Raw genomic sequence first — 19476 nt, forward strand, 5'->3', positions numbered from 1 at the left:
CATGTTCCGTTCCCGCCCGTTGTCCCTTGCCATCCTTCTTGCGGTGGCGCCGCTGTCGGTACGTGCTGCCGAGCGCGCCGACCTGCTGATCCGCAATGCCATCGTGGTCGACGTCGAGCACGCCAGCACGCGGGCCGGGCAGAGCGTGGTGATCCGCGGCGAGGACATCGTCGCGGTGGGCCCGGACGCGCAGCTGCGCGGCCAGTGGAGCGCGGCCCGCCAGATCGATGCCAAGGGCAAATACCTGATCCCGGGCCTGTGGGACATGCATGTGCACTTCGGTGGCGGCCCGGCGCTGATCGAAGAGAACAAGGCGCTGCTGCCGCTGTACATCGCGCACGGCATCACCACCGTGCGTGACTGCTCGGGCGATCTGCCCGAGCAGGTGCTGCAGTGGCGTGGTGAGATCGCCAGGGGCACGCTGTTCGGCCCGCGCCTGCTCAGCTCGGGCGCGAAGATCGAAGGCATCAAGCCGGTCTGGAAGGGCACGATCGAAGTGGGCAGCGAGGCCGACGTCGACAAGGCGATCACCCGCCTGCAGCACGACAGGGTCGACTTCGTGAAGATCACCGACAGCACGCTGAAGCCGGATCTGTTCCTGTATTCGGCCAGCGCAGCGCGCAAGGCCGGCTTCAAGGCCTCGGGCCACATTCCGATGGCGCTGACGGTGGAGCAGGCGGTCGATGCCGGCCTGGCCTCGATCGAGCACCTGGACTACGCATTCAAGGCCGGCAGCAAGGACGAAGCGAAGATCGCCGCCGACTTCGGCGCCGGCCGCATCGACCGCGCGGAAGCCAATCGCCGCCTCGACGCCAGCTTCGACCGTGACACCGCGATGCACGCCTACCGTGATTTCGCCAAGCGCGGCGTATTCGTGACCCCGACCCTCAACGGTGGCCGTATCCTCGATTTCCTGGACCAGGATGACCACGCCAACGATCCGTACCTGGCCTACATCGGCCCGGGCCTGCGCGCGACCTATCAGTGGCGCGTGGACCGCGCGGCGAAGGCGACGCCGGCACAGATCGAGGCGCGCCACGCGCAGTACCACCAGGTGGCTGCCGTGCTGCCGTTGCTGCAGGAGGCGGGCGTGACGATCATTGCCGGCACCGATGCGGGCTTCCTCAACTCGTTCAACTTCCCGGGCATCGCCCTGCACCAGGAACTGCAGCTGTTCGTGAAGGAGGGCCTGAGCGCGCCGCAGGCGCTGTCGGCCGCAACCCGTTCCGGCCCGGCCTGGTTTGGCCAGATGGACCGTTACGGTGATGTCGCGCGGGGCAAGGCCGCCGACCTGGTGCTGCTGACCGCCAACCCACTGCAGGACATCGCCGCCACCGAGAAGATCGACAGCGTGATCCTGCGCGGCAACGTGTATGACCGCGCCGCGCTGGACAAGATGCTGGCCGACACCAAGGCCAAGGTCGCGGCGTGGAATGCCGAGGCTGCGAAGGCGCAATGATCGACAGGGTCGGATCCCTTCTCAACGGGAAGGGCTCTGACCCTGTGGTCTTGAACGAAATCCACGCCATGCGTGGATGATGGGGCCGGTGACCTAGCGCGGTGCCGGCCGCATGCCGTGCAACTGCGGCAGTGCGGCCTTCATCGCATCGATGAAGGCGCGCAGCCGTGGCGGCTGCTGGCGCGCGGCAGGAAACACGACGTGTACCGGCAGTGCCGGTGCCTGCCAGTCCGGCAGCAGCTGCACCAGCCGCCCTTGTGCGAGGTCGTCGGCCACCAGCCAGGCCGAGACCACCGCTGCGCCCAGCCCGGCGCGTGCAGCCTGCTGTACCACGAACAGGTTATCGCTGAGCAGGCGCGGGCTGATTGACAGCGTATGCGCCCGGCCCTGCGCATCATGCAGCAGCAGGCGTTCGCGGTAGTAGGTGACCAGCGAGATCCACGGCAGTGACTGTGCCTGTTCCGGCGTACTGACCGCCGTGGCGTCCACCAGCGAGGGCGCTGCCACGACGATGCGCGGCACTTCGGCGAGCGGCAGTGCAACCATGCGCGGTTCGTCGACAGGGCCCACCCGCACCGCGCAGTCGATGCCTTCTGCGATGAAATCCGGGCGACGATCTTCAAGGATCCACTCCAGGCTCAGCTGCGGGTGCTGGGCGAGGAATGCGAGCATGGTAGGCAGCAGCTGCGCCTGGCCAAAGGCGTGCGGCACCATCACCCGCAGGCGTCCGCGCAGCGTTTCCGGTTCGCCGTTCAGCTCGGCCTGCAGCGACTCCCATTCGTCGACCACGCGCTGCGCATGACGCTGGCAGCGCAGGCCGTCCTCGGTCAGTTGCAGGCCATGGGTGGAGCGCTGCAGCAGGCGCAGGCCGAGCTGCCGCTCCAGTGCCTGCAGGCGTCGGCTGACCGTCGGCTGGGTGGTGCCCAGCTGCAGGGCCGCAGCAGACAGGCTGCCGGCATCGACGATGCGCAGGAAGGTGCGCAGCAGATCCAGGCGATCAGCGCCGGTGGCGAGGTCATTCATGCGTGTGGCGTATGAAATATATGTGCCAGAGCCTACTACAGACGTATGGCGAATACAGGCAGGATACGCCCACTTCCTCTACGGGGCTCCCCCATGTCTACCCCCTCGCTGTCTGTTGCGGCCGCACCGGCGACCGTGCCTTCCGCCCCATTGGTGCTGGCAATGGCGGCCGGTGCCGGCTTCTCGGTCGCGTCGCTGTATTACAGCCAGCCCATGCTGGGCCTGATCGCCCAGGACCTGGGCGCCGGTGAGCGCGCCGCCGGCCTGGTGCCAACCTTGACCCAGCTCGGCTACGCACTGGGCATCCTGCTGCTGGCACCGCTGGGCGATCGCTTCGACCGCCGCCATCTGATCCTGTTGAAGTCCGCGCTGCTGGCGCTGGCACTGGGCGCCGCCGCGATGGCCGGGCACCTGCCGGGCCTGCTGATGGCCAGCCTGCTGGTCGGGCTGATGGCAACGCTGGCGCAGGACATCGTTCCCGCCGCTGCGGTGCTGGCACCGGATGCGCAGCGCGGCCAGATCGTCGGCCGGGTGATGACCGGCCTGCTGCTCGGCATCCTGTTGTCAAGGGTGGTCAGTGGCGTGGTGGCTGAAGCGTGGGGCTGGCGCACGCAGTTCGTGCTGGCGGCGGTATCCGTGGCGGCGATGGGCGCGGTGATGGCGCGTGCACTGCCGCGTTTCGCGCCGACCAGCACGCTGCGCTATCCGGCGTTGCTGGGTTCGTTGCTGGCGTTGTGGCGCGAGCAGCCGCAGCTGCGCCGTGCGGTGGCCAGCCAGTCGCTGCTGGCCGTGGGATTCAGCGCGTTCTGGTCGACCCTGGCGCTGATGCTGCATGCACGTCTGGGCCTCGGCAGTGCGGCGGCGGGTGCGTTCGGTATCGCCGGTGCGGCCGGTGCATTGGCCGCGCCGTTTGCCGGCCGTTTCGCTGATCGACTGGGGTGCCATGCGGTGGCACGGCTGGCGATTGCGGTGGCGCTGCTGGGCTTCGGCCTGCTGCTGGCCGAAGCCTGGTTGCCGGCCGCCGCGCTGTTGCCGTTGCTGGTGGTGAGTGCGCTGCTGTTCGACTTCGGCTTCCAGTCGGCGCTGGTGGCGCACCAGACCCTGGTCTACGGGCTGGTGCCGCCGGCACGCAGCCGGCTCAATGCGCTGTTGTTCACCGGCATGTTCATCGGCATGGCCGCCGGTGGTGCGCTGGGCAGCCTGGCGCTGGCGCAGTGGGGGTGGCACGGCGTGGCCTGGCTGGCGGTGGTGTGTGCGGGCGGCAGCCTGCTGCTGCGTTTGAAGTAGGGGTGGTGTTCGGCAGGGCTTGCAGCCCTGCACCTGCTGGAGGCAACAGCAACAGCAACAGCAACAGCAACAGCGGGGTTCCTGTAGGGAGGCGGGGTGGGTCCGGTTGCGGGGGACGCCGTGAATCCATCCCTGAAGGCTCGGTCGCGCCTTGCTCGTGTGCGCTGTCCTGCGCACACGGCAAGACCGGGGTTGGGCGTCCTGCCCAACCCGCCCGAGGCATGCCTCGGGCCCATGGCGCTCACGCCCCCGCAACCGGACCCACCCCGCCTTCGACAGGTTCCTGCGGTCTGTTGGAATGGCTCTTGGGGTCAGATCCGTTTTCCGAAGGAAAACGGATCTGACCCCTGATTGATTTCGATATCTGACAGAAGTGTCGACCAAGATCGACACCTACCAACCGCTATCGGAATCTGTCAGGGGTGGGGCGGTGTCGGAGTGCGGGGTGTCAGCCGCATGGATGCGGCTGCCAAGCTTACAGGGACGTACTTGCAGCGTCCCCGCACTCCGACACCGCCCCGCCATCCCACGGAAAGCCCGCTTTTGCTGTTGAGGTTGCCGGCCAGCGGCCGGCACTACCGTGGGTGCAGGGCGCAGCCCTGCCGGACAACCCTCTAATCGTGCCCGCTGTCGTCCAGGCTGATGATGCCGCGCCGCAGCGCCTGGGTTACCGCATGCGTGCGATCACCCACGCCGAGCTTGTCCATCAGGCTCTTCATGTGCGCCTTCACCGTCTGCTCGGAAATCTGCATGCGCTCGCCGATGCGCTTGTTCGACAGCCCTCCGGCCACGTGCCGCAGTACCTCGGTCTCGCGCGGCGACAAGCGATCTTCCACTACATGCGCGGCGATGCTGGCCGCCACGGCCGGGGGAATCGGTGCGCGCCGGCCGCCGGCGACCATGCGGATGGTGTCGACCAGTTCATGGCGCAGCATGTCCTTCAGCAGGTACGCGCTGGCGCCGGCCTGCAGCGCCCGCACCGCACGTACGTCACCACGGTAGGTGGTCAGCACGATGATGCGCGCGCGCGGATCCATCGCGCGGATCCGCACGATGGCTTCCACACCATCCAGGCGTGGCATCTGCAGGTCCATCAGTACCACGTCTGGCTGCAGCTGCTGATAGCGCGCGATGGCTTCCTCGCCATCGGCGGCCTCGCCGAGCAGGCGCAGGTCGGAATGGGCGCCCAGCAGCGCAGCCAGGCCGTCACGCAGCAACGGGTGATCATCGACCACCAGTACGCCGATCGGGGTAGGGGATTCAGTCATGGCTCGTTCTACTCCAGGGCCAGCGCCAACGCGATGGGCGGCGGTGATACAGGCGACGGGCGGGAACCGCCAGCGCGACCTCGGTACCCAGCCCGGGGCGGGTCCACAGCTGCAGTTCCGCGCCGAGGCGCTGGGCGCGCTCACGCATGCCCTGCAGGCCCCAATGGCCATGGCCGGCGTTCTCGTCGGCAATGCCGGCGCCGTCGTCGCGCACGTGCAGCAGAAAACAACGCGTGCCATAGGACAGTTCCACTTCAATGGCACTGGCATTGGCATGGCGCAACGCATTGCGGATGGCCTCGCGCCCGATCAGGAACACCTCTTCGGCCGCGTCGGCCTGCAGCGGTGGCGTCGCGCCTTCCACGGTCAGGCGCAGGGGATTGATGCCATGCCCGGCGTATTCGGCGTGCACGTCGGCCAGCGCCGAAGCGAGGTCGCGGCCCGCGAACGGCGCCTCGCGCAGCGCATTGACCCGCTCGCGACCCTCGGCCAGGTTGCGCTCGGCCAGCTGCATCGCTGACTCAAGCTGACTGCGCACAGGCTCCGGTGTCTGCGCTGACTGGCTGATCGCGTGCAGGCGCAGGATCAGGCCCTGGCTACCCTGCAGCAGGGTGTCGTGCAGGTCGCGCGCGATGCGTTCGCGCTCGCCGTTGCGTTCCTGCAGTCGGGCGCGGAACAGTGCGGCCAGCTGCCCGCTGCGGATGCGTACCGCCAGCACCAGCAGTGCAAGCACGGCGGCGGTGCACAGCAGCTTGAACCACACGGTCTGCATGAAGGTGGGAGCGATGCGGAAGCTGCGGCTGGCCGGTGCGGTGCTCCAGATGCCGTCCTCGTTGGCGGCTTCCACCTCGAACCGGTAGCTGCCGGGCGCGAGGTTGGTGTAGTACGCACGTGTGCTGCTGCCAGCGTCCTGCCAGCCGTCATCCACGCCCGACAGGCGGTAGCGGTAGCGGTTGCGCTCCGGACGTGCCAACGACAGCGCCACGTAGTCAATCTGCAGCTGGCTGGTGCCGGCCGGGAGGCGCAGGCCATCGCGTAGCGGCGCGTGCTCGCTGCCATACAGCACCTCGCCGATGCGCACGCTGGGAGCCATCGTATTGACGTGCGATTGGGTGGTGTCCAGCCAGGCCAGGCCCTGGTTGGTGGCCAGCCACAGCAGGCCGTCCTCGGCCAGGGCGGCGGTAGCGATCGGTCCGCTCTGCAGGGCGATGCCGGGCATGCCGTCGATGGCATCGAACAGGCGTGGCGTCACTGGCAGACCGGTGCGCAGGGCACGGCGCAGCAACCCGCTTTCCATCCGTACCAGGCCACGGCTGCCGTTTAGCCACAGGTGTCCATTGGCATCGGCGACCATGCCGGTGATGCCCTCCAGGACACCGGCCATGTCGGTGCGCACCGGAACGAACCGGCCGTTGCCCAGCCGTGCCGCCAGCCCCGCTTCGCCGGCGACCAGCAGAAGGTCCCGGTGGTGCAGCATCGCGGTGATCGGCCCTACCGACAGGCCGTTCCCGGCGTCGAAGGTCTCGGTGCCATTCGCACCCAGGCGGCGCAGGCGGCCATCGGCATAGCCGAGCAGCAGCTGGCCATCGGCATCCAGCGCCAGCGATGAGCAGGCCTGCTCGGGCAGGCGGATTTCACGCTGCCACTGGTCATGCTGGTAGTGCAGTACCCCGCGTTCGCCGGTGCAGACCCAGGCCTGTCCGTCATCGGGGAACAACAGGGCATGCAGCGGCTGCCCGGTGAACGGCGCCGGCAGCGGGATCAGTGTGGTGTGGCCGGCGACCGTGCGCGCGAGGTTGACCCAGTCGAACTGCCAGATCGGCGTGGGTGCCTGGCGCGCGGCGGCCTGCAGCTGTGTGGCGCTGCCATCGAGCAGGGTGCGCCGCAGGTCGTAGGGCTTGAGGTCTTCGCCATAGCCATACACGCGGCCATCACTGGCCCGCACCAGCGAGCGGTACGGATCGCTTGGGCCCACCGCCAGGGTGTGGACGCTGCGTGCGCGGAAGCGGTTGAGGCCGAGATTGGTGCCAATCCAGAGATTGCCTTCGCGATCGACGATGATCGGCACTGCTGATGTGGCGGTCAGTCCTTGCGGCGAATCGAAGCGTTCCATGCGCACGGCCCGGGTGCCGTCGAAGGTGATGCGGGCGACGCCGCCGTGCGGGCTCATCGTGGCCCACAGCGCGCCATCGGCAGTGAACTGCAGGCGCGCAGCAACCAGTTCCGGCAACCGCCGCGCCTCACGTTCGCTGTCTGCCAGCAGACCCTGCGCGTTGGCCAGCGGCGAGGTGCCTCTCACCCGGTCGGCCAGCCACACTTCACCCTGCGGGCTTTCGGCCAGCGTCGCCATCTGCGAGACCGCGATGCCGGTGTCCTCGAACGCGGTCTGGCCCGCCGCACGCATCCAGATCTTCAGGTCGGCCAGCACCCAGAACCTGCCCCGGCTGTCGTGCAGCACCCCCTGCACACGGCGCTCTGGCAGGCCGGCAGCGGCCGGCAGTGGCTGCCAGCGATGTCCGTCAAAGCGGCGCAGCCCGCCATTGATCGCCGCCCAGAGCTGGCCCTGGCGATCCTGGCTGAAGCGTGGGACCACGCCGACCGGCACCCCCTGCTCGCGGCCGTAGCTGCGCAGCTGCCCATGCGTGAACTGGCTGATGCCGGCCTGGAAGTAGCCGATCCATAGCGCACCGCCGGCGGCATGCGCCAGCGTGACCATGTTGGTGGACGGGAACTGGCTGCCGGCGGGCGCCGCCTGCCGTTCGAAGCGACGGCCATCGAAGCGGTACAGGCCCGAGCCGGTAGCCAGCCACAACAGGCCCTCACGGTCCTGGGCAATGTCCCAGATATCGCCCGGCGCGCCCTGGCCGACACGCCAGGCGGTGTGTTCGTAATCGGGCAGCCCGCCGCTCACCGGAGGGCGCTGCACGGCAAAGGCGGGCAGGGAGGTCAACAGCAGCAGGCACGTCAGCAGCGTCGGCAGGCGACGCACGGACGGGAAGGGGCGGCCACGCATGGCGCGCATTCTGGCAGGTGTGGGGCAGTCCGGGGTGACCCGAACGGGGTAGGCGGCGTGCGCCGGCGTCGGCTATCACGCCGGCATGCCCTCCGGAGCCCCGCCATGCAGCGCCTGTTCGTGATGTTCCCCGACCGCGGTCCGGGCATCGGCCTGCTGTGGTTGCGGTTGTGCCTGTCCGCTGCGCTGTTCACGCCCGGCATGCAGGCGGGCGGGTGGTCGGCGTTGTGCCTGCTGGCAGTGCTGATGCTCGTGCTGGGTGCGTTGACGCCGCTGGCGGCGCTGATGGCGGCCGTGGGCATGTTCGCGCAGCAGGCGCCGTGGCCGCAGGCGGCGCTGCCATTGGCGCTGTTGATGCTGGGCCCTGGCGCCTATTCATTGGATGCGCGGTTGTTCGGGCGCCGCCTGCTCGGCCGTCGGCCTCCCCCATTCGGGTAGGTGCTGGCCTCGACCGACGGGGGTAGGGCATCACGCAGGGGTCACGCACCATGGGGCACCCCTTCGCGGCGTCCCGCATGGCCACCCTCTTCCCGCCTGATCCGCCCGCCGCTTCACTGGCACCGCAACAGGCCGCCGCGTTGCAGCGCGCCCTGCGCTATGTCGATGAGCATCTGTCGCAGCCGCTGCGGGTGACCGAGCTGGCGGCGGCCGCCTGCGTCAGCCGCTTCCATCTGGTACGCCTTTTCCGCGCCGGTACCGGCGCCAGCCCGCTGCGCTATGTCCGCCGCCGTCGCATCGAGCGCGCGCGCCAGTTGCTGCCGGGCGCGCAGCTGCCGATGGCCTGCCTGGCCCAGCAGCTGGGCTTCTTCGACCAGAGCCATTTCGTCCGCAGCTTCCGCGCGGAGACCGGCTGCAGCCCCGGCCAGTACGTTGCCGGCGATGCCGCCCTGTTGCATCCCCTTGATCGTGTTTCCAACGGAGTCCACCCATGAGCCTTGCCACCGCCACTCCCGCCCCGGCGCTGCTGTCGCCGACCGACCACGCCCTGGTGCTGATCGACTTCCAGTCGCAGATGGCGTTCGCCACCCACACCATCGACATCTCCGCGCTGCGCAACAACGTGTCGCTGATCGGCAAGGGCGCCAAGGGCTTCAATGTACCGGTCGTGCTGACCACGGTCGCCGAAGCATCGTTCTCCGGGCCGATGTTCCCGGAACTGCCGCAGATCTTTCCGGGCCAGACGGTGTTCGATCGCACCTCGATGAACACCTGGGAAGACCAGCCTGTGATCGATGAGATCAACCGCATCGGCAAGCGCCGTCTGGTCATCGCCGGCCTGTGGACCAGCGTCTGCATCGTCGGCCCGGCACTGTCGGCGCTGGCGCAGGGCTTTGAGGTGTATGTGATCACCGATGCCTGTGGCGATGTCAGCGAGGAAGCGCACGAGCGTGCGATCACCCGCATGGTGCAGGCCGGCGCGGTGCCGATGACCAGCGTGCAGTACCTGCTCGAACTGCAGCGCGACTGGGCACGGGGTGAAACCTACGACCTGACCACCGGCATTGCGCGCGATCACGCTGGCGGCTACGGCATCGGCATCCAGTACGCCAAGCGGATGTTCGGTGCGCAGGAAGGCGGGCACTGAGCATGGTTGCCGGCCATGGCCTCGACCTGGCCCTGCTGATGCTGCGCGTGGCGGCAGGAGGCTTCCTGCTGCCGCACGCGCTGGGCAAGCTGTTCGGCTGGTTCGGGGGGCCGGGGCTTTCCGGCTTCGCCACCGAGCTGCGCGGTTTCGGGCTGCCGGCAGTGGCACCGTTGCCATTGCTGTTGGCCTTGCTGCAGGTGTTGTCCGGGCTGGCCGTGCTGCTGGGGTGGCAGACCCGCATCGCCGCGCTTGCGGCGGCTGCCTTCATCGGCTTCACCGTGCTGTTGGCCCTGCCCAAGGGCTGGTTCTGGATGCGCGGCGGCAGTGAGTACCCGTTGATGTGGACCACGGTGCTGCTGGCCCTCGCGCTGGCCGGCCCCGGCGCCTGGGCGCTGGACGGCCAACGCTTTCCGGGAGAATTCGCATGAGTCACGATCCCCTCGATCACGGCCGCCGCAACGTGGTGCTGGCCAGCGGCGCCGCTGTTGCGCTCGGCCTGGCAGGTCGCGCCGGTGCCGCACTCGATTCCGCTTCCAAGGAGCGTCGCATGAGCACGCTGGTCATCCGCAATGCCCGCATCACCACCCTCGACCCGCAGCAGCCGCATGCGCAGGCGCTGGCTGTACAGGAAGGCCGCATCGTCGCCGTCGGCAGCGACGAGGAGATCATGCGCGGCTGGGGCAATGAAGCGACGCTGATCGACGCGCAGGGCCGGCGCCTGCTGCCCGGCCTCAACGACAGCCATACCCACCTCATCCGTGGTGGCCTGAACTACAACCTGGAACTGCGCTGGGACGGCCTGCGTTCGCTGGGCGACGCCCTGGACATGCTGAAGGCCCAGGTAGACCGTACTCCCGCGCCGCAGTGGGTCCGCGTGGTCGGTGGCTTTACCGCCGCGCAGTTCAACGAGAAGCGCCTGCCGACGCTGCAGGAGCTCAACGACATCGCGCCGGATACGCCGGTGTTCCTGCTGCACCTGTATGACCGCGCACTGCTCAACCGCGCCGCGCTGCGCGCCTGCGGCTACAGCAAGGACACACCGGATCCGCCGGGTGGCCAGATCGTGCGCGATTCGCTGGGCAACCCGACCGGGCTGCTGCTGGCCAAGCCGAATGCGCTGATCCTCTACGCGACGCTGGCCAAGGGCCCGCGCCTGCCGATCGAGTACCAGGCCAACTCGACGCGCCACTTCATGCGCGAACTGAACCGGCTTGGCATCACCTCGGTGATCGACGCCGGCGGTGGCTTCCAGAACTACCCCGAGGACTACCAGGTCATCGAGCAGCTGCATCGCGATGACCAGCTGACGGTGCGCATCGCCTACAACCTGTTCACCCAGAACAAGGGCAGGGAAGTGGATGACTTCCGTGGCTGGAGCGAGATCCTGCAGCCGCGCCAGGGCGATGGCCTGCTGCGCCACAACGGCGCGGGCGAGATGCTGGTGTTCTCCGCCGCCGACTTCGAACTGTTCAACGAGCCGCGCCCGGAACTGCCGCCGGAGCTGGAGCCCGAACTGCACGACGTGGTGAAGCTGCTGGTCGAGAAGCGCTGGCCGTTCCGCATCCACGCCACCTACGACGAGAGCATCACCCGCATCCTGGATGTATACGAACAGGTCAACCGCGAGGTGCCATTCGATGGCCTGCACTGGTTCATCGACCACGCCGAGACCATCACTCCGCGCAATATCGAGCGCATCCGCGCGCTGGGTGGGGGTATCGCCGTGCAGCACCGCATGGCCTACCAGGGCGAAGCCTTCGTCGAGCGCTACGGCGTGCAGGCGGCACGGCACACGCCGCCGGTCAAGCGCATGTTGGCCGAGGGCGTGCCGGTGGGCGCAGGCACCGACGCCACCCGCGTGGCCAGCTACAACCCGTGGGTGACGTTGTCCTGGCTGGTGACCGGGCGCACCGTGGGCGGGTTGGCCCTGTATGGCGAGGAAAACCTGCTCGAACGCGAGCAGGCGCTGCGCCTGTGGACCCAGGGCAGCGCCTGGTTCTCCGGCGACGAAGCAGTGAAGGGGACATTGAAGGTTGGTCAGCTGGCCGACTTCATCCTGCTCTCGGCCGATTTCTTCCGCGTCGACGACGCGCAGATCGCCGACATCACCAGCATGCTGACCGTGGTCGGCGGGCGCATCGTGCACGCCGACGGCGATTATGCTGGGCTGGCGCCGCAGCTGCCGCCGGCGATGCCGGACTGGTCGCCGGTCAACCGGTTCGGTGGTTACCACGTTGGTGGTGCCGCCACCGGATTGGCCGCTGCCCATCGCCACCATCACGGTGTGGCCTGCAGTACGCATGGTGCTCACGGTCATGCCGCGCATCACGCGGCGCCGACCGATGACCTGGCCGGGTTCTGGGGCGCGATGGGATGCTCGTGCTTCGCGTTCTGAGCCTGGCGCTGCTGTCCGTGCCCTCGCTGGCGCTGGCCTGCGAGGGCGGCCGCTGCAGCGACGCGGGCAACGGCGAGCTGCAGCTGGACGCATCGCTGCGCCTGCGTGGCCTGTACTACGACCCGACCCGGTTTGGTATCGGCGGCAGCGAAGACGGCTATGGCCTGCTGCGCGCACTGGCTTCGGCCACCTATGTGGAGGACACCTGGCAGGCAAAACTGCAGCTGGGCGTGCATGCCGAGAATGGCAAGGCAGGCGGCCCGGGCCGCACCGACCGTGGTGCCTTGGACGTGCAGCAGGCGTACTGGCGCTGGCAGCGCGGTGGCTTCCATCTGCAGCTCGGCCGGCAGGAAGCCGGCTATGGCAGCTCGCGGCTGTTGTCGGTACGCGATGGGCCGAACATCCGCCTGGCCTTCGATGGTGCGCGCCTGGGCTGGAAGGGGCGGCTCGGCACGCTTGACCTGATGGCCCTGCGGCCGGTCGAGAACCGGCCGGGTGCCTTTGATGATCGCAGCGAACACGGTGCGCACCTGTGGGGTGCCTATGCCACCGCGGCACGCGGGCAGGGCGTGGGACAGTGGGATCTGTACCTGCTGGACTATCGTCGCGACGGTGCGCGCTTTGCGGCGGGCTCGGGAACCGAGCGCCGGCAGACACTCGGTGCGCGCTGGTTCGGCCAGTCAGGTCTGCTGGACTGGAACAGTGAGCTGGTGGCGCAGGGCGGTGAACTGCGTGCCGCCACCGGCCCACTCGACGTCCGTGCCTGGACGCTGGCGACCGACACGGGTTGGCGCTGGAGGGAGCGGCCACTGCAACCGCGGCTGGGGCTGAAGGCCGACATCGCCAGTGGCGATGGCAACCTGCACGACCGGCGACTGGGCACCTTCAATGCACTGTTCCCGAAATCGGCCTACTTCAGCGAGGCCAGCCTGCTGGCTCCGGCCAATCTGATGGACCTGCAGCCGACCCTGTCCCTGCGCCTGCACGACGCGGTGACGACGGAACTGGGCGTACAGATGGCCTGGAAGCATCGTCGTGCCGATGCGGTCTACACCACGCCGGCGCCGCTGGTGGCGTTGCCGGGCAGCGCCGGTGGCGCGCGCCGCATCGGCACCCAGTACAAATCCGAAACCCGCTGGCAGGCCAGCGAACACTGGCAATGGCAGCTGCAGCTGGCCTGGGTCGACGCCGGTCCTGCACTGAAGCAGGCTGGAGGCCAGGACACGCTGTTCGCCTCGATCGTTGGAGCATGGCAATGGTGAACGCAGCCGCGTCGCAACCCCCCGTACAGGACGCAGGTGCCTGGTCCCCGCTGAAGATCCAGATGTTCCGTTCGATCTGGCTGGCAATCCTGGCCAGCAACATCGGCACCTGGGTCAATGATGTGGCCGCCGCCTGGGTGATGGCCGAGCGCACCGGTTCGCCGCTGATGGTGGCCCTGGTGCAGTCGGCCACCACGGTGCCGATCGTGCTGCTGGCGCTCGCTGCCGGCACCCTGGCCGACATTGTCGATCGTCGGAAGTACCTGTTGGCCACCCAGGGCTGGATGCTGCTGGTGGCCGCAGCGATGGCTGCGTTGACCGCGATGGACCTGCTGACCCCGCAGTTGCTGGTGCTGCTGACCTTCTGCATGGGCTGCGGTGCGGCGATGGCAATGCCCGCGCAGGCCGCCATCGTCTCCGAACTGGTGCCACAGCCGATGCTGGCCTCGGCGGTGGCGCTGAACTCGATCGGCATCAATATCGCCCGTTCGATCGGCCCGGCCATCGGCGGCGTGATCGTCGCCCAGCTGGGTGCGGTCTGGGCGTTCGGCTTCAATGCCATCACCTTCGCCGCGATGCTGTTCGTGGTGTGGGGCTGGAAGCGCGACCCAAAGCAGTCGAGCTTGCCGCCGGAAGGCTTCGGTGCAGGATTGAAAGCGGGCCTGCGCTACGCGAGCCGTGCCGGACGGCTGCAGGCGGTGCTGATCAAGTCGGTCGGCTTCTTCTTCTTCGCCGCGGCAATGAACGCGCTGTTGCCGGTGGTAGTGCGTGGGCAGATGCAGGGTGGGGCTGGGCAGTACGGCATGCTGCTGGGCTGCATCGGCATCGGCGCAGTGGGTGGTGCGTTGCTGCTGCCGAAGCTGCGCGCACGGATGGATCGCGACCTGCTGGTGCTGCTGGCGACGTTGTCGCTGGCCCTGAGCCTGGTCGGGCTGGCGCTGACCCGCAGCTGGTACGTGCTTCCGGCGGTGATGCTGGTCAATGGCTTTGCCTGGATCACCGTGCTGTCGTCGCTGCAGATCGCTGCGCAGACTGCGGTTCCGGCATGGGTACGTGCGCGTGCGCTGGCGCTGTACATCATGGTGTTCTCTGCCGGCATGGCCGCCGGCGGCCTGAGCTGGGGCGCGCTCGCTCAGCGCACCTCGCCCGAACTGGCATTGCTGGTGGCAGCGGCCGGTGCGGTGATCGGTGGGTTGCTGGTGTGGCGCGTGCGCATCGCCGGCACCGAAGACCTGAACCTGCGCCCGGCCGGGCACTGGCCGGCACCCGAGCTGTCGGTGCCGGTGTCGAACGATCGAGGCCCGGTGCTGGTTACCATCGAGTACCGCATCGATGATGCTGATCGTGCCACGTTCCAGGCGCAGATGCGCGCGCTGGGCACGATCCGCCGCCGCGATGGCGCCGTGGTCTGGGGCGTGGTCGAGGACGTGGCCAGCCCGGGCATCCACCTGGAGTATTTCGTGACCCCGTCGTGGCTGGAGCACCTGCGCCAGCATGAGCGCATCACCGCCGACGACAAGGCGATCCAGGAAGTGCTGCGGGAACTGCATCGCGGTGAGCGCGCACCGGTGGTACGCCACTTCGTGGGTGGCCATGATCCGCTGCCGAAGACCGGGGTACCACACCATCACAGCGATATCTGACACAAAAAGGGGACGGAGGGGATTAAGTCGTTTATGCACAAACGACTTAATCCCCTCCGTCCCCTTTTTTTGCGGCGGCGCTGGGTAGCGCCGCCGCGATACCTCACTTGCGTGCGAACGCCAGCAGGTCGGCGTTGAACTGGTCGGCGTGGGTGATGGTCAGGCCATGCGGCGCACCGGCGTACACCTTCAGTTCGGCATCCTTGATGATCTGCGAGGACAGCTTGGCCGAGGCGTCGAACGGCACGATCTGGTCGTCATCGCCGTGCACGACCAGCGCCGGCACGTCGATCTTCTTCAGGTCCTCGGTGTAGTCCACTTCCGAGAATTCGTGCACGCAGTCGTACTGGCCCTTGACGCCACCGAGCATGCCCTGCAGCCAGAACGCATCGCGCATGCCCTGGGTGACGTTGTTGCCATCCCGGTTGGCGCCGAAGAACGGGGTGGTCAGGTCCTTGAAGAACTGCGAACGGTCGCCGCCGGTACCCTTGCGGATGCCGTCGAAGACCTCCAGCGGGGTGCCGGCGGGGTTGCCAGCGGTCTTCAGCATCAGCGGCGGCACGGCGCCGACCAGCACCACCTTGGCCACGCGCGCGCTGCCGTGGCGGCCGATGTAATGGGCCACTTCACCGCCGCCGGTGGAATGGCCGACCAGGATCGCGTCCTTCAGGTCCAGCGCTTCGATCACCGCGGCCAGGTCATCGGCATAGGTGTCCATGTTGTTGCCGTTCCAGGTCTGGCTGGAGCGTCCGTGGCTGCGGCGATCGTGGGCGACCACGCGGAAGCCGTTCTGGCCCATGAACAGCATCTGCGGATCCCAGGCATCGGAAGACAGCGGCCAACCGTGGGCAAACACGATCGGCTGGCCGGTGCCCCAATCCTTGTAGAAGATGCGGGCGCCATCGGCGACGGTGACGAAGTTGCTCATTGCAGGTTCCTTGGCGGAAGGGAGGGAAGGCTTCGGCAGGATGCCGGTGCCTTCGGCAGTACAGCGCAGGCGCAGGCGACCGACTTGCACGGCTGTGCTGGATTGCATCGGATGTGACGCGTATCGCTCTGGCAGGACGGGAGCCGTATGCCGAGGATGAGTGCAGCCCGCCACAGGAACGCACGGATGCCCGCCATGCGATGGTCGCTGATGCTGTGCCTGCTGCTGCCCATGGCAGCGCCGGCACAGACCCATGTCTACAAGTGCGTGGATGGACCGCACCCGGTCTACCAGCAGACACCCTGCCAGGGGCGTGCCGCATGGCGCTGGGACGTGCCCGCGGAGCAGTCATTGTCCCGCGGCGCTGTGGCGCCAGCGGCCTCGACACCGAAGCCAACGCCACGGCCACGGCGTGCGGCGCGGGCGCAAGGTGCGCTGATCACGATCAGCACGGATGCGGCAGCCTGCGAGCGTGCCCGGCGTGATCGTGAGAAGGCGTTGCTCAAGCGTCGGCGCTTGGATTTCGTGCAGCGCCGGCAGCTGGATGACGCGGTCTACGACGCCTGCCAGTGATGCGGGACGCTGAAGTGCCGAAAACGACAACGGCGCCATAGGGCGCCGTCGCGTGAGTACCGTGAGTGCAGCTCTCAGCGACCGTCGCTTGCGGCGGCCGGTGCGGGCACACTGTCCGGCTTGGGCAGGCTCAACTCCGGGTTGCCCTGTTCGGCCTGCAGGATCTGGATGCGGCGCTGCAGGGCGTCCAGCTGGCTGTTGGTGCTCTGCACGTCGGTGCTGAGGCTCACGGCCTGCTGCTGGGCCTGCTGCAGGGCCGCGCTGACCTGTGCCGACTGCGCCTGCTGCTGTTCCATTTCCTGCTGCAGGGTGCGCAGGCGTTCTTCGTTGTAGGCCACCAGGCGCTCGGTGTAGCGCTTGCCGGCTTCAAGACGGGTGGTGTCGATGTAGACCTGGGCGAGCTGTTCGGACTGCTGCGCGAAGGTGCGGTAGACGCGCTCGGCGTTGTCCACCGCATCGGTCTTGATCACCCGCCAGAAGTTCTTCTCCTGGAACAGGGCGACGTAGTAGGTCAGGGTGTTGGCATTGAACAGCAGGCTGGCGCCATAGTTGCCGTTGTAGGTGGTGCGCAGCTCGGTCAGCTGGCGCGAGTCCATCAACTGCTTGAGTTCGTCCACGGTATTGCGCACCACAGGCGCGCTGCGCGCCGGTTCGGCTGCCGCCTCGCGGTCGGCACGTGCAGCCATCGCTGCCGGTGCCACCAGCATCATGACCACGGCCAGCACTGCCGCGCTGCGCGCGTGCCGGGCAAAGACCGCGCCCCCTGAAGTTTCTCGCATGTCTAGACCATCCACGGATGAGTGTGGGTTGAGATGAAGGTGGTTCCCCGCCGGGAGTCTAGCATGGGTGTGGGCGCCGCCAAGGGCGCCCGTCACCGGTCAGTAGACCAGTTGTGCGGCGCTGCACTGGATCGACTGCACATTGACGTCGGTCCGGCCCAGTTCAACGCCCAGCACGCTGGCCAGCAGGTTGGTCAGCAGGGTGCCGATATTGTTGAGCACCGGCCGCAGTGCGGCCAGGATCGGCTTGAGCAGGGTGCACAGCAGTCCACTGCAGCTGACGCTGCCATCGGGGTTGGTGACACCCGTTCCCCCGGCACCATCGAGAAAGCCGGCCGGTGCGGTCTGGATGTAGGACGCCAGATTGTTGCGCACGCAGCCGTTGTAATCGATCAGGTTGCCGAGCAGGCTGTCGCAGCGGTTGATCAGCAGGCCGCCGACCAGCGAGCCGAGCAGACCGTCGAGCACGCCCAGTCCCTGGCCGGTGACCGTAACCTTCAGCGCATCCCAGACCGGCCCGTCCTTGTGGCAGGTGGTCAGGTTGAGCAGCCCGCACGCATATGGCAGCCCACCCGGCACGGTCCAGCTGTTCAGCGGAGCCAGCTGCTTGCCGGGATCGCCGTCGCGCAGCAGTGGAATGAGCTTGTCGATGTCGTAGCGCCCACCCGTGGGAAACGCCGCCTGCAGATAGCGATCGGCCAGCGCCTTGGCGGTGTCGTTGGCGTTCATGCCCTGCTTGGGCGAATTGAGCATGCCCGACAGCACCCGTAGCAGTTCGTTGACCAGGCTCGACACTGCGTCACCAATTGCGAGCGGATTGAACCGGGTCGAGCCGGTCTCGCCGGCGGCCAGGGTCAGGGTCTGCGTGCTGGTCAGGGCGGGCAGGGCAATCCTGTCGTTGATCAATGGTTGGCCCAGCAGCTTCAGCAGCTGTTCGTCCTGCAGCGTGGCATCGCAGACATTGGCCTTGGAGAAGCGCTGTGCGGGGTCGACATTGCCGACGCAGGCGCGCAGCACCGACGAGTCCACCTGGATCGTGGCCTTGGGTGGACTGCCGCCGCACTGGATGCCGGTCAAGGTGCCCATACCGTTGGCCACGTCGACGTGCAACGGCAGGTGCAGGCGCGTGCCAAGCAGGTTCAGCAGCGGCCCCAGCGCGAACAGGTTGTTGCTGTCCACGTCCGCCATCAGCCGCACCTGCGCGTTGTAGGCACGGCTGCCGACGCCGCCGATGGCGATCGATGGCGGCTCGACCACGCCGGCCTGGATCCTGATGCCCAGCAGGTCCAGTCCCTTGACCGCCACGCCGTTACCATCGTTGGCGATGGAGATCGCGGTGTTGATCAGGTTGAGCACGTTGATCTGTGACTCCAGTGCGCTGCCGACCGTGCCGTCGGGCGAGACAACTTCGGCAAACAGGCCACCGCCGCCGGACTGGCTGCCAAGCACGATGTTGAGCTTGTTGATGTCCAGCTGGGTGGCAACCAGATCGGACAGCGCGCGCAGCTGCACCCCCACTGCGGAGTCACGGCCGACCACGGTGGCGGTAGCATCGACCAGCTGTGCCAGCGAAATCTTGTTGACCGACAGCAGGCGATTGAAGTCGGCCACGCTGAGGTTGGCGCTTACCGGTATGTTGAGCGCTTTCAGCAGGCCGGACGGAGTCACGTTGGCCTGCGCCAGGCCGTCATAGGACAGCACCGTGGCATTGGTGACGTCCAGGCCAACCAGGCGCAGGGTGGACAGCAGCACTGAATCGCCATTGGTCCGCAGCAGCTGCGAGCCGACCGCAAACACCGCGGTGGGTTCGGCACGGCGCGCCACGGCCTGCACGCTCACGGTGGGCAGGCTGGAAGTCTGACCGAAGAAGGGCAGCACGCTGCGCTCGGCGATCACCTGAACCGCATTGCGGGGATTGCTGGCATCGACGCTGGTGACGAAGCGGGTGCCGGTGCCACGGCTGGCGCTCCAGTTGCCGCAGCGGATCTGCAGGGTGCCTGCGAACCCGTTCTGGACCACCGCATTCTGCCGGGCAGCGCTGTTGTCGCTGTTGTCCGGGCTGCACAGCTCCAGCCGCTGTGCGCCGGCCAGTGCGGCAAGGTCGGCCACCTTCTGCGCATCACGCTTGGCCCAGAACAGATAGCCGATCTCGATCAGGCCCAGCATGGCCACCAGCGCCAGCATGACCAGCATCATCGTGACCGACATGCCGCCGCGTGCGCGGCTGAAACTGAACTGTCGTGGGCGTTTCATGGCCGACC

Annotated in this window: 16 protein-coding genes; 10 read left to right on the forward strand and 6 right to left on the reverse strand. The window is 67.9% G+C overall.

Annotated elements, in window-relative coordinates:
* Position 1: 1 nt before the first annotated feature.
* Entirely contained in the window at positions 2-1459 is a 1458-nt protein-coding gene (locus AC5P74_RS06315; protein ID WP_495204814.1) for an amidohydrolase family protein, read from the forward strand.
* A 93-nt stretch (positions 1460-1552) separates the two neighbouring features.
* Here the strand turns inward: AC5P74_RS06315 and AC5P74_RS06320 are convergent, their stop codons facing one another.
* Positions 1553-2482, reverse strand: coding sequence for a LysR family transcriptional regulator (locus tag AC5P74_RS06320; RefSeq protein WP_005417015.1), 930 nt, complete (start codon positions 2480-2482; stop codon positions 1553-1555).
* A gap of 93 nt (positions 2483-2575) precedes the next feature.
* Between AC5P74_RS06320 and AC5P74_RS06325 the strand changes: the two genes are divergently transcribed.
* The gene (locus AC5P74_RS06325; RefSeq protein WP_053499534.1) at positions 2576-3769 is read left to right on the forward strand and encodes an MFS transporter; all 1194 of its coding nucleotides are present in this window, start codon (positions 2576-2578) and stop codon (positions 3767-3769) included.
* Between the two features lie 614 nt (positions 3770-4383).
* Here the strand turns inward: AC5P74_RS06325 and AC5P74_RS06330 are convergent.
* Together AC5P74_RS06330 and AC5P74_RS06335 are read right to left on the reverse strand one after the other, a co-directional pair.
* Positions 4384-5037 (reverse strand): response regulator, encoded by a 654-nt coding sequence (locus tag AC5P74_RS06330; protein WP_005417012.1) that lies wholly within the window; start codon positions 5035-5037, stop codon positions 4384-4386.
* Positions 5030-8059, reverse strand: a complete 3030-nt coding sequence (locus tag AC5P74_RS06335) for a sensor histidine kinase (protein WP_495204813.1) — start codon at positions 8057-8059, stop codon at positions 5030-5032. The genes AC5P74_RS06330 and AC5P74_RS06335 overlap by 8 nt, the downstream gene beginning before the upstream one ends.
* 96 nt (positions 8060-8155) lie before the next feature.
* Between AC5P74_RS06335 and AC5P74_RS06340 the strand changes: the two genes are divergently transcribed.
* The 7 genes from AC5P74_RS06340 (at position 8156) to AC5P74_RS06370 (ending at position 14935) form a co-directional block, all read left to right on the forward strand.
* The gene (locus AC5P74_RS06340) at positions 8156-8488 is read left to right on the forward strand and encodes a hypothetical protein (protein ID WP_253137295.1); all 333 of its coding nucleotides are present in this window, start codon (positions 8156-8158) and stop codon (positions 8486-8488) included.
* 50 nt (positions 8489-8538) lie between these two features.
* Positions 8539-8982, forward strand: coding sequence for a helix-turn-helix transcriptional regulator (locus AC5P74_RS06345; protein WP_050562701.1), 444 nt, complete (start codon positions 8539-8541; stop codon positions 8980-8982).
* Positions 8979-9635, forward strand: a complete 657-nt coding sequence (locus tag AC5P74_RS06350; protein WP_005417006.1) for a hydrolase — start codon at positions 8979-8981, stop codon at positions 9633-9635. The genes AC5P74_RS06345 and AC5P74_RS06350 overlap by 4 nt, the downstream gene beginning before the upstream one ends.
* Before the next feature lie 2 nt (positions 9636-9637).
* Positions 9638-10063 carry a DoxX family protein gene (locus tag AC5P74_RS06355; protein WP_005417004.1) on the forward strand — a complete coding sequence of 142 codons (426 nt, stop codon included), beginning with the start codon at positions 9638-9640 and terminating at the stop codon, positions 10061-10063.
* Positions 10064-10182: 119 nt separating this feature from the next.
* Positions 10183-12030, forward strand: coding sequence for an amidohydrolase (locus AC5P74_RS06360; RefSeq protein ID WP_346607828.1), 1848 nt, complete (start codon positions 10183-10185; stop codon positions 12028-12030).
* A complete protein-coding gene (locus AC5P74_RS06365; RefSeq protein WP_070488933.1) occupies positions 12009-13292 on the forward strand; it encodes an alginate export family protein in 1284 nt (427 codons plus the stop codon). The genes AC5P74_RS06360 and AC5P74_RS06365 overlap by 22 nt, the downstream gene beginning before the upstream one ends.
* Entirely contained in the window at positions 13286-14935 is a 1650-nt protein-coding gene (locus AC5P74_RS06370) for an MFS transporter (RefSeq protein WP_235642272.1), read from the forward strand. The genes AC5P74_RS06365 and AC5P74_RS06370 overlap by 7 nt, the downstream gene beginning before the upstream one ends.
* A 103-nt stretch (positions 14936-15038) precedes the next feature.
* On the opposite strand, the gene AC5P74_RS06375 is transcribed toward AC5P74_RS06370, so the two are convergent.
* Positions 15039-15863: an alpha/beta fold hydrolase gene (locus AC5P74_RS06375; RefSeq protein WP_065196126.1), complete on the reverse strand. Its 825-nt coding sequence runs from the start codon at positions 15861-15863 to the stop codon at positions 15039-15041.
* A gap of 186 nt (positions 15864-16049) precedes the next feature.
* Between AC5P74_RS06375 and AC5P74_RS06380 the strand changes: the two genes are divergently transcribed.
* Positions 16050-16436 (forward strand): hypothetical protein, encoded by a 387-nt coding sequence (locus AC5P74_RS06380; protein ID WP_346607819.1) that lies wholly within the window; start codon positions 16050-16052, stop codon positions 16434-16436.
* Positions 16437-16510: 74 nt separating this feature from the next.
* On the opposite strand, the gene AC5P74_RS06385 is transcribed toward AC5P74_RS06380, so the two are convergent.
* Both AC5P74_RS06385 and AC5P74_RS06390 read right to left on the reverse strand, forming a co-directional pair.
* A complete protein-coding gene (locus tag AC5P74_RS06385) occupies positions 16511-17215 on the reverse strand; it encodes a DUF2968 domain-containing protein (protein WP_329843570.1) in 705 nt (234 codons plus the stop codon).
* Between the two features lie 99 nt (positions 17216-17314).
* Positions 17315-19468 (reverse strand): TadG family pilus assembly protein, encoded by a 2154-nt coding sequence (locus AC5P74_RS06390; RefSeq protein WP_346607820.1) that lies wholly within the window; start codon positions 19466-19468, stop codon positions 17315-17317.
* Positions 19469-19476: the final 8 nt, after the last annotated feature.

This window comes from Stenotrophomonas sp. YJH_SMC_94-11 (assembly GCF_059370435.1).

Excerpts from the sequence above, each read along its gene's own strand:
- AC5P74_RS06375 (WP_065196126.1), bottom strand. The coding sequence starts at position 15,863 with ATGAGCAACTTCGTCACCGTCGCCGATGGCGCCCGCATCTTCTACAAG.
- AC5P74_RS06320 (WP_005417015.1), bottom strand. The coding sequence starts at position 2,482 with ATGAATGACCTCGCCACCGGCGCTGATCGCCTGGATCTGCTGCGCACC.
- AC5P74_RS06355 (WP_005417004.1), top strand. The coding sequence starts at position 9,638 with ATGGTTGCCGGCCATGGCCTCGACCTGGCCCTGCTGATGCTGCGCGTG.
- AC5P74_RS06365 (WP_070488933.1), top strand. The coding sequence starts at position 12,009 with ATGCTCGTGCTTCGCGTTCTGAGCCTGGCGCTGCTGTCCGTGCCCTCG.
- AC5P74_RS06360 (WP_346607828.1), top strand. The coding sequence starts at position 10,183 with ATGAGCACGCTGGTCATCCGCAATGCCCGCATCACCACCCTCGACCCG.
- AC5P74_RS06345 (WP_050562701.1), top strand. The coding sequence starts at position 8,539 with ATGGGGCACCCCTTCGCGGCGTCCCGCATGGCCACCCTCTTCCCGCCT.
- AC5P74_RS06385 (WP_329843570.1), bottom strand. The coding sequence starts at position 17,215 with ATGCGAGAAACTTCAGGGGGCGCGGTCTTTGCCCGGCACGCGCGCAGC.
- AC5P74_RS06330 (WP_005417012.1), bottom strand. The coding sequence starts at position 5,037 with ATGACTGAATCCCCTACCCCGATCGGCGTACTGGTGGTCGATGATCAC.
- AC5P74_RS06350 (WP_005417006.1), top strand. The coding sequence starts at position 8,979 with ATGAGCCTTGCCACCGCCACTCCCGCCCCGGCGCTGCTGTCGCCGACC.
- AC5P74_RS06390 (WP_346607820.1), bottom strand. The coding sequence starts at position 19,468 with ATGAAACGCCCACGACAGTTCAGTTTCAGCCGCGCACGCGGCGGCATG.
- AC5P74_RS06325 (WP_053499534.1), top strand. The coding sequence starts at position 2,576 with ATGTCTACCCCCTCGCTGTCTGTTGCGGCCGCACCGGCGACCGTGCCT.
- AC5P74_RS06370 (WP_235642272.1), top strand. The coding sequence starts at position 13,286 with ATGGTGAACGCAGCCGCGTCGCAACCCCCCGTACAGGACGCAGGTGCC.
- AC5P74_RS06340 (WP_253137295.1), top strand. The coding sequence starts at position 8,156 with ATGCAGCGCCTGTTCGTGATGTTCCCCGACCGCGGTCCGGGCATCGGC.
- AC5P74_RS06315 (WP_495204814.1), top strand. The coding sequence starts at position 2 with ATGTTCCGTTCCCGCCCGTTGTCCCTTGCCATCCTTCTTGCGGTGGCG.
- AC5P74_RS06380 (WP_346607819.1), top strand. The coding sequence starts at position 16,050 with ATGCCCGCCATGCGATGGTCGCTGATGCTGTGCCTGCTGCTGCCCATG.
- AC5P74_RS06335 (WP_495204813.1), bottom strand. The coding sequence starts at position 8,059 with ATGCGCGCCATGCGTGGCCGCCCCTTCCCGTCCGTGCGTCGCCTGCCG.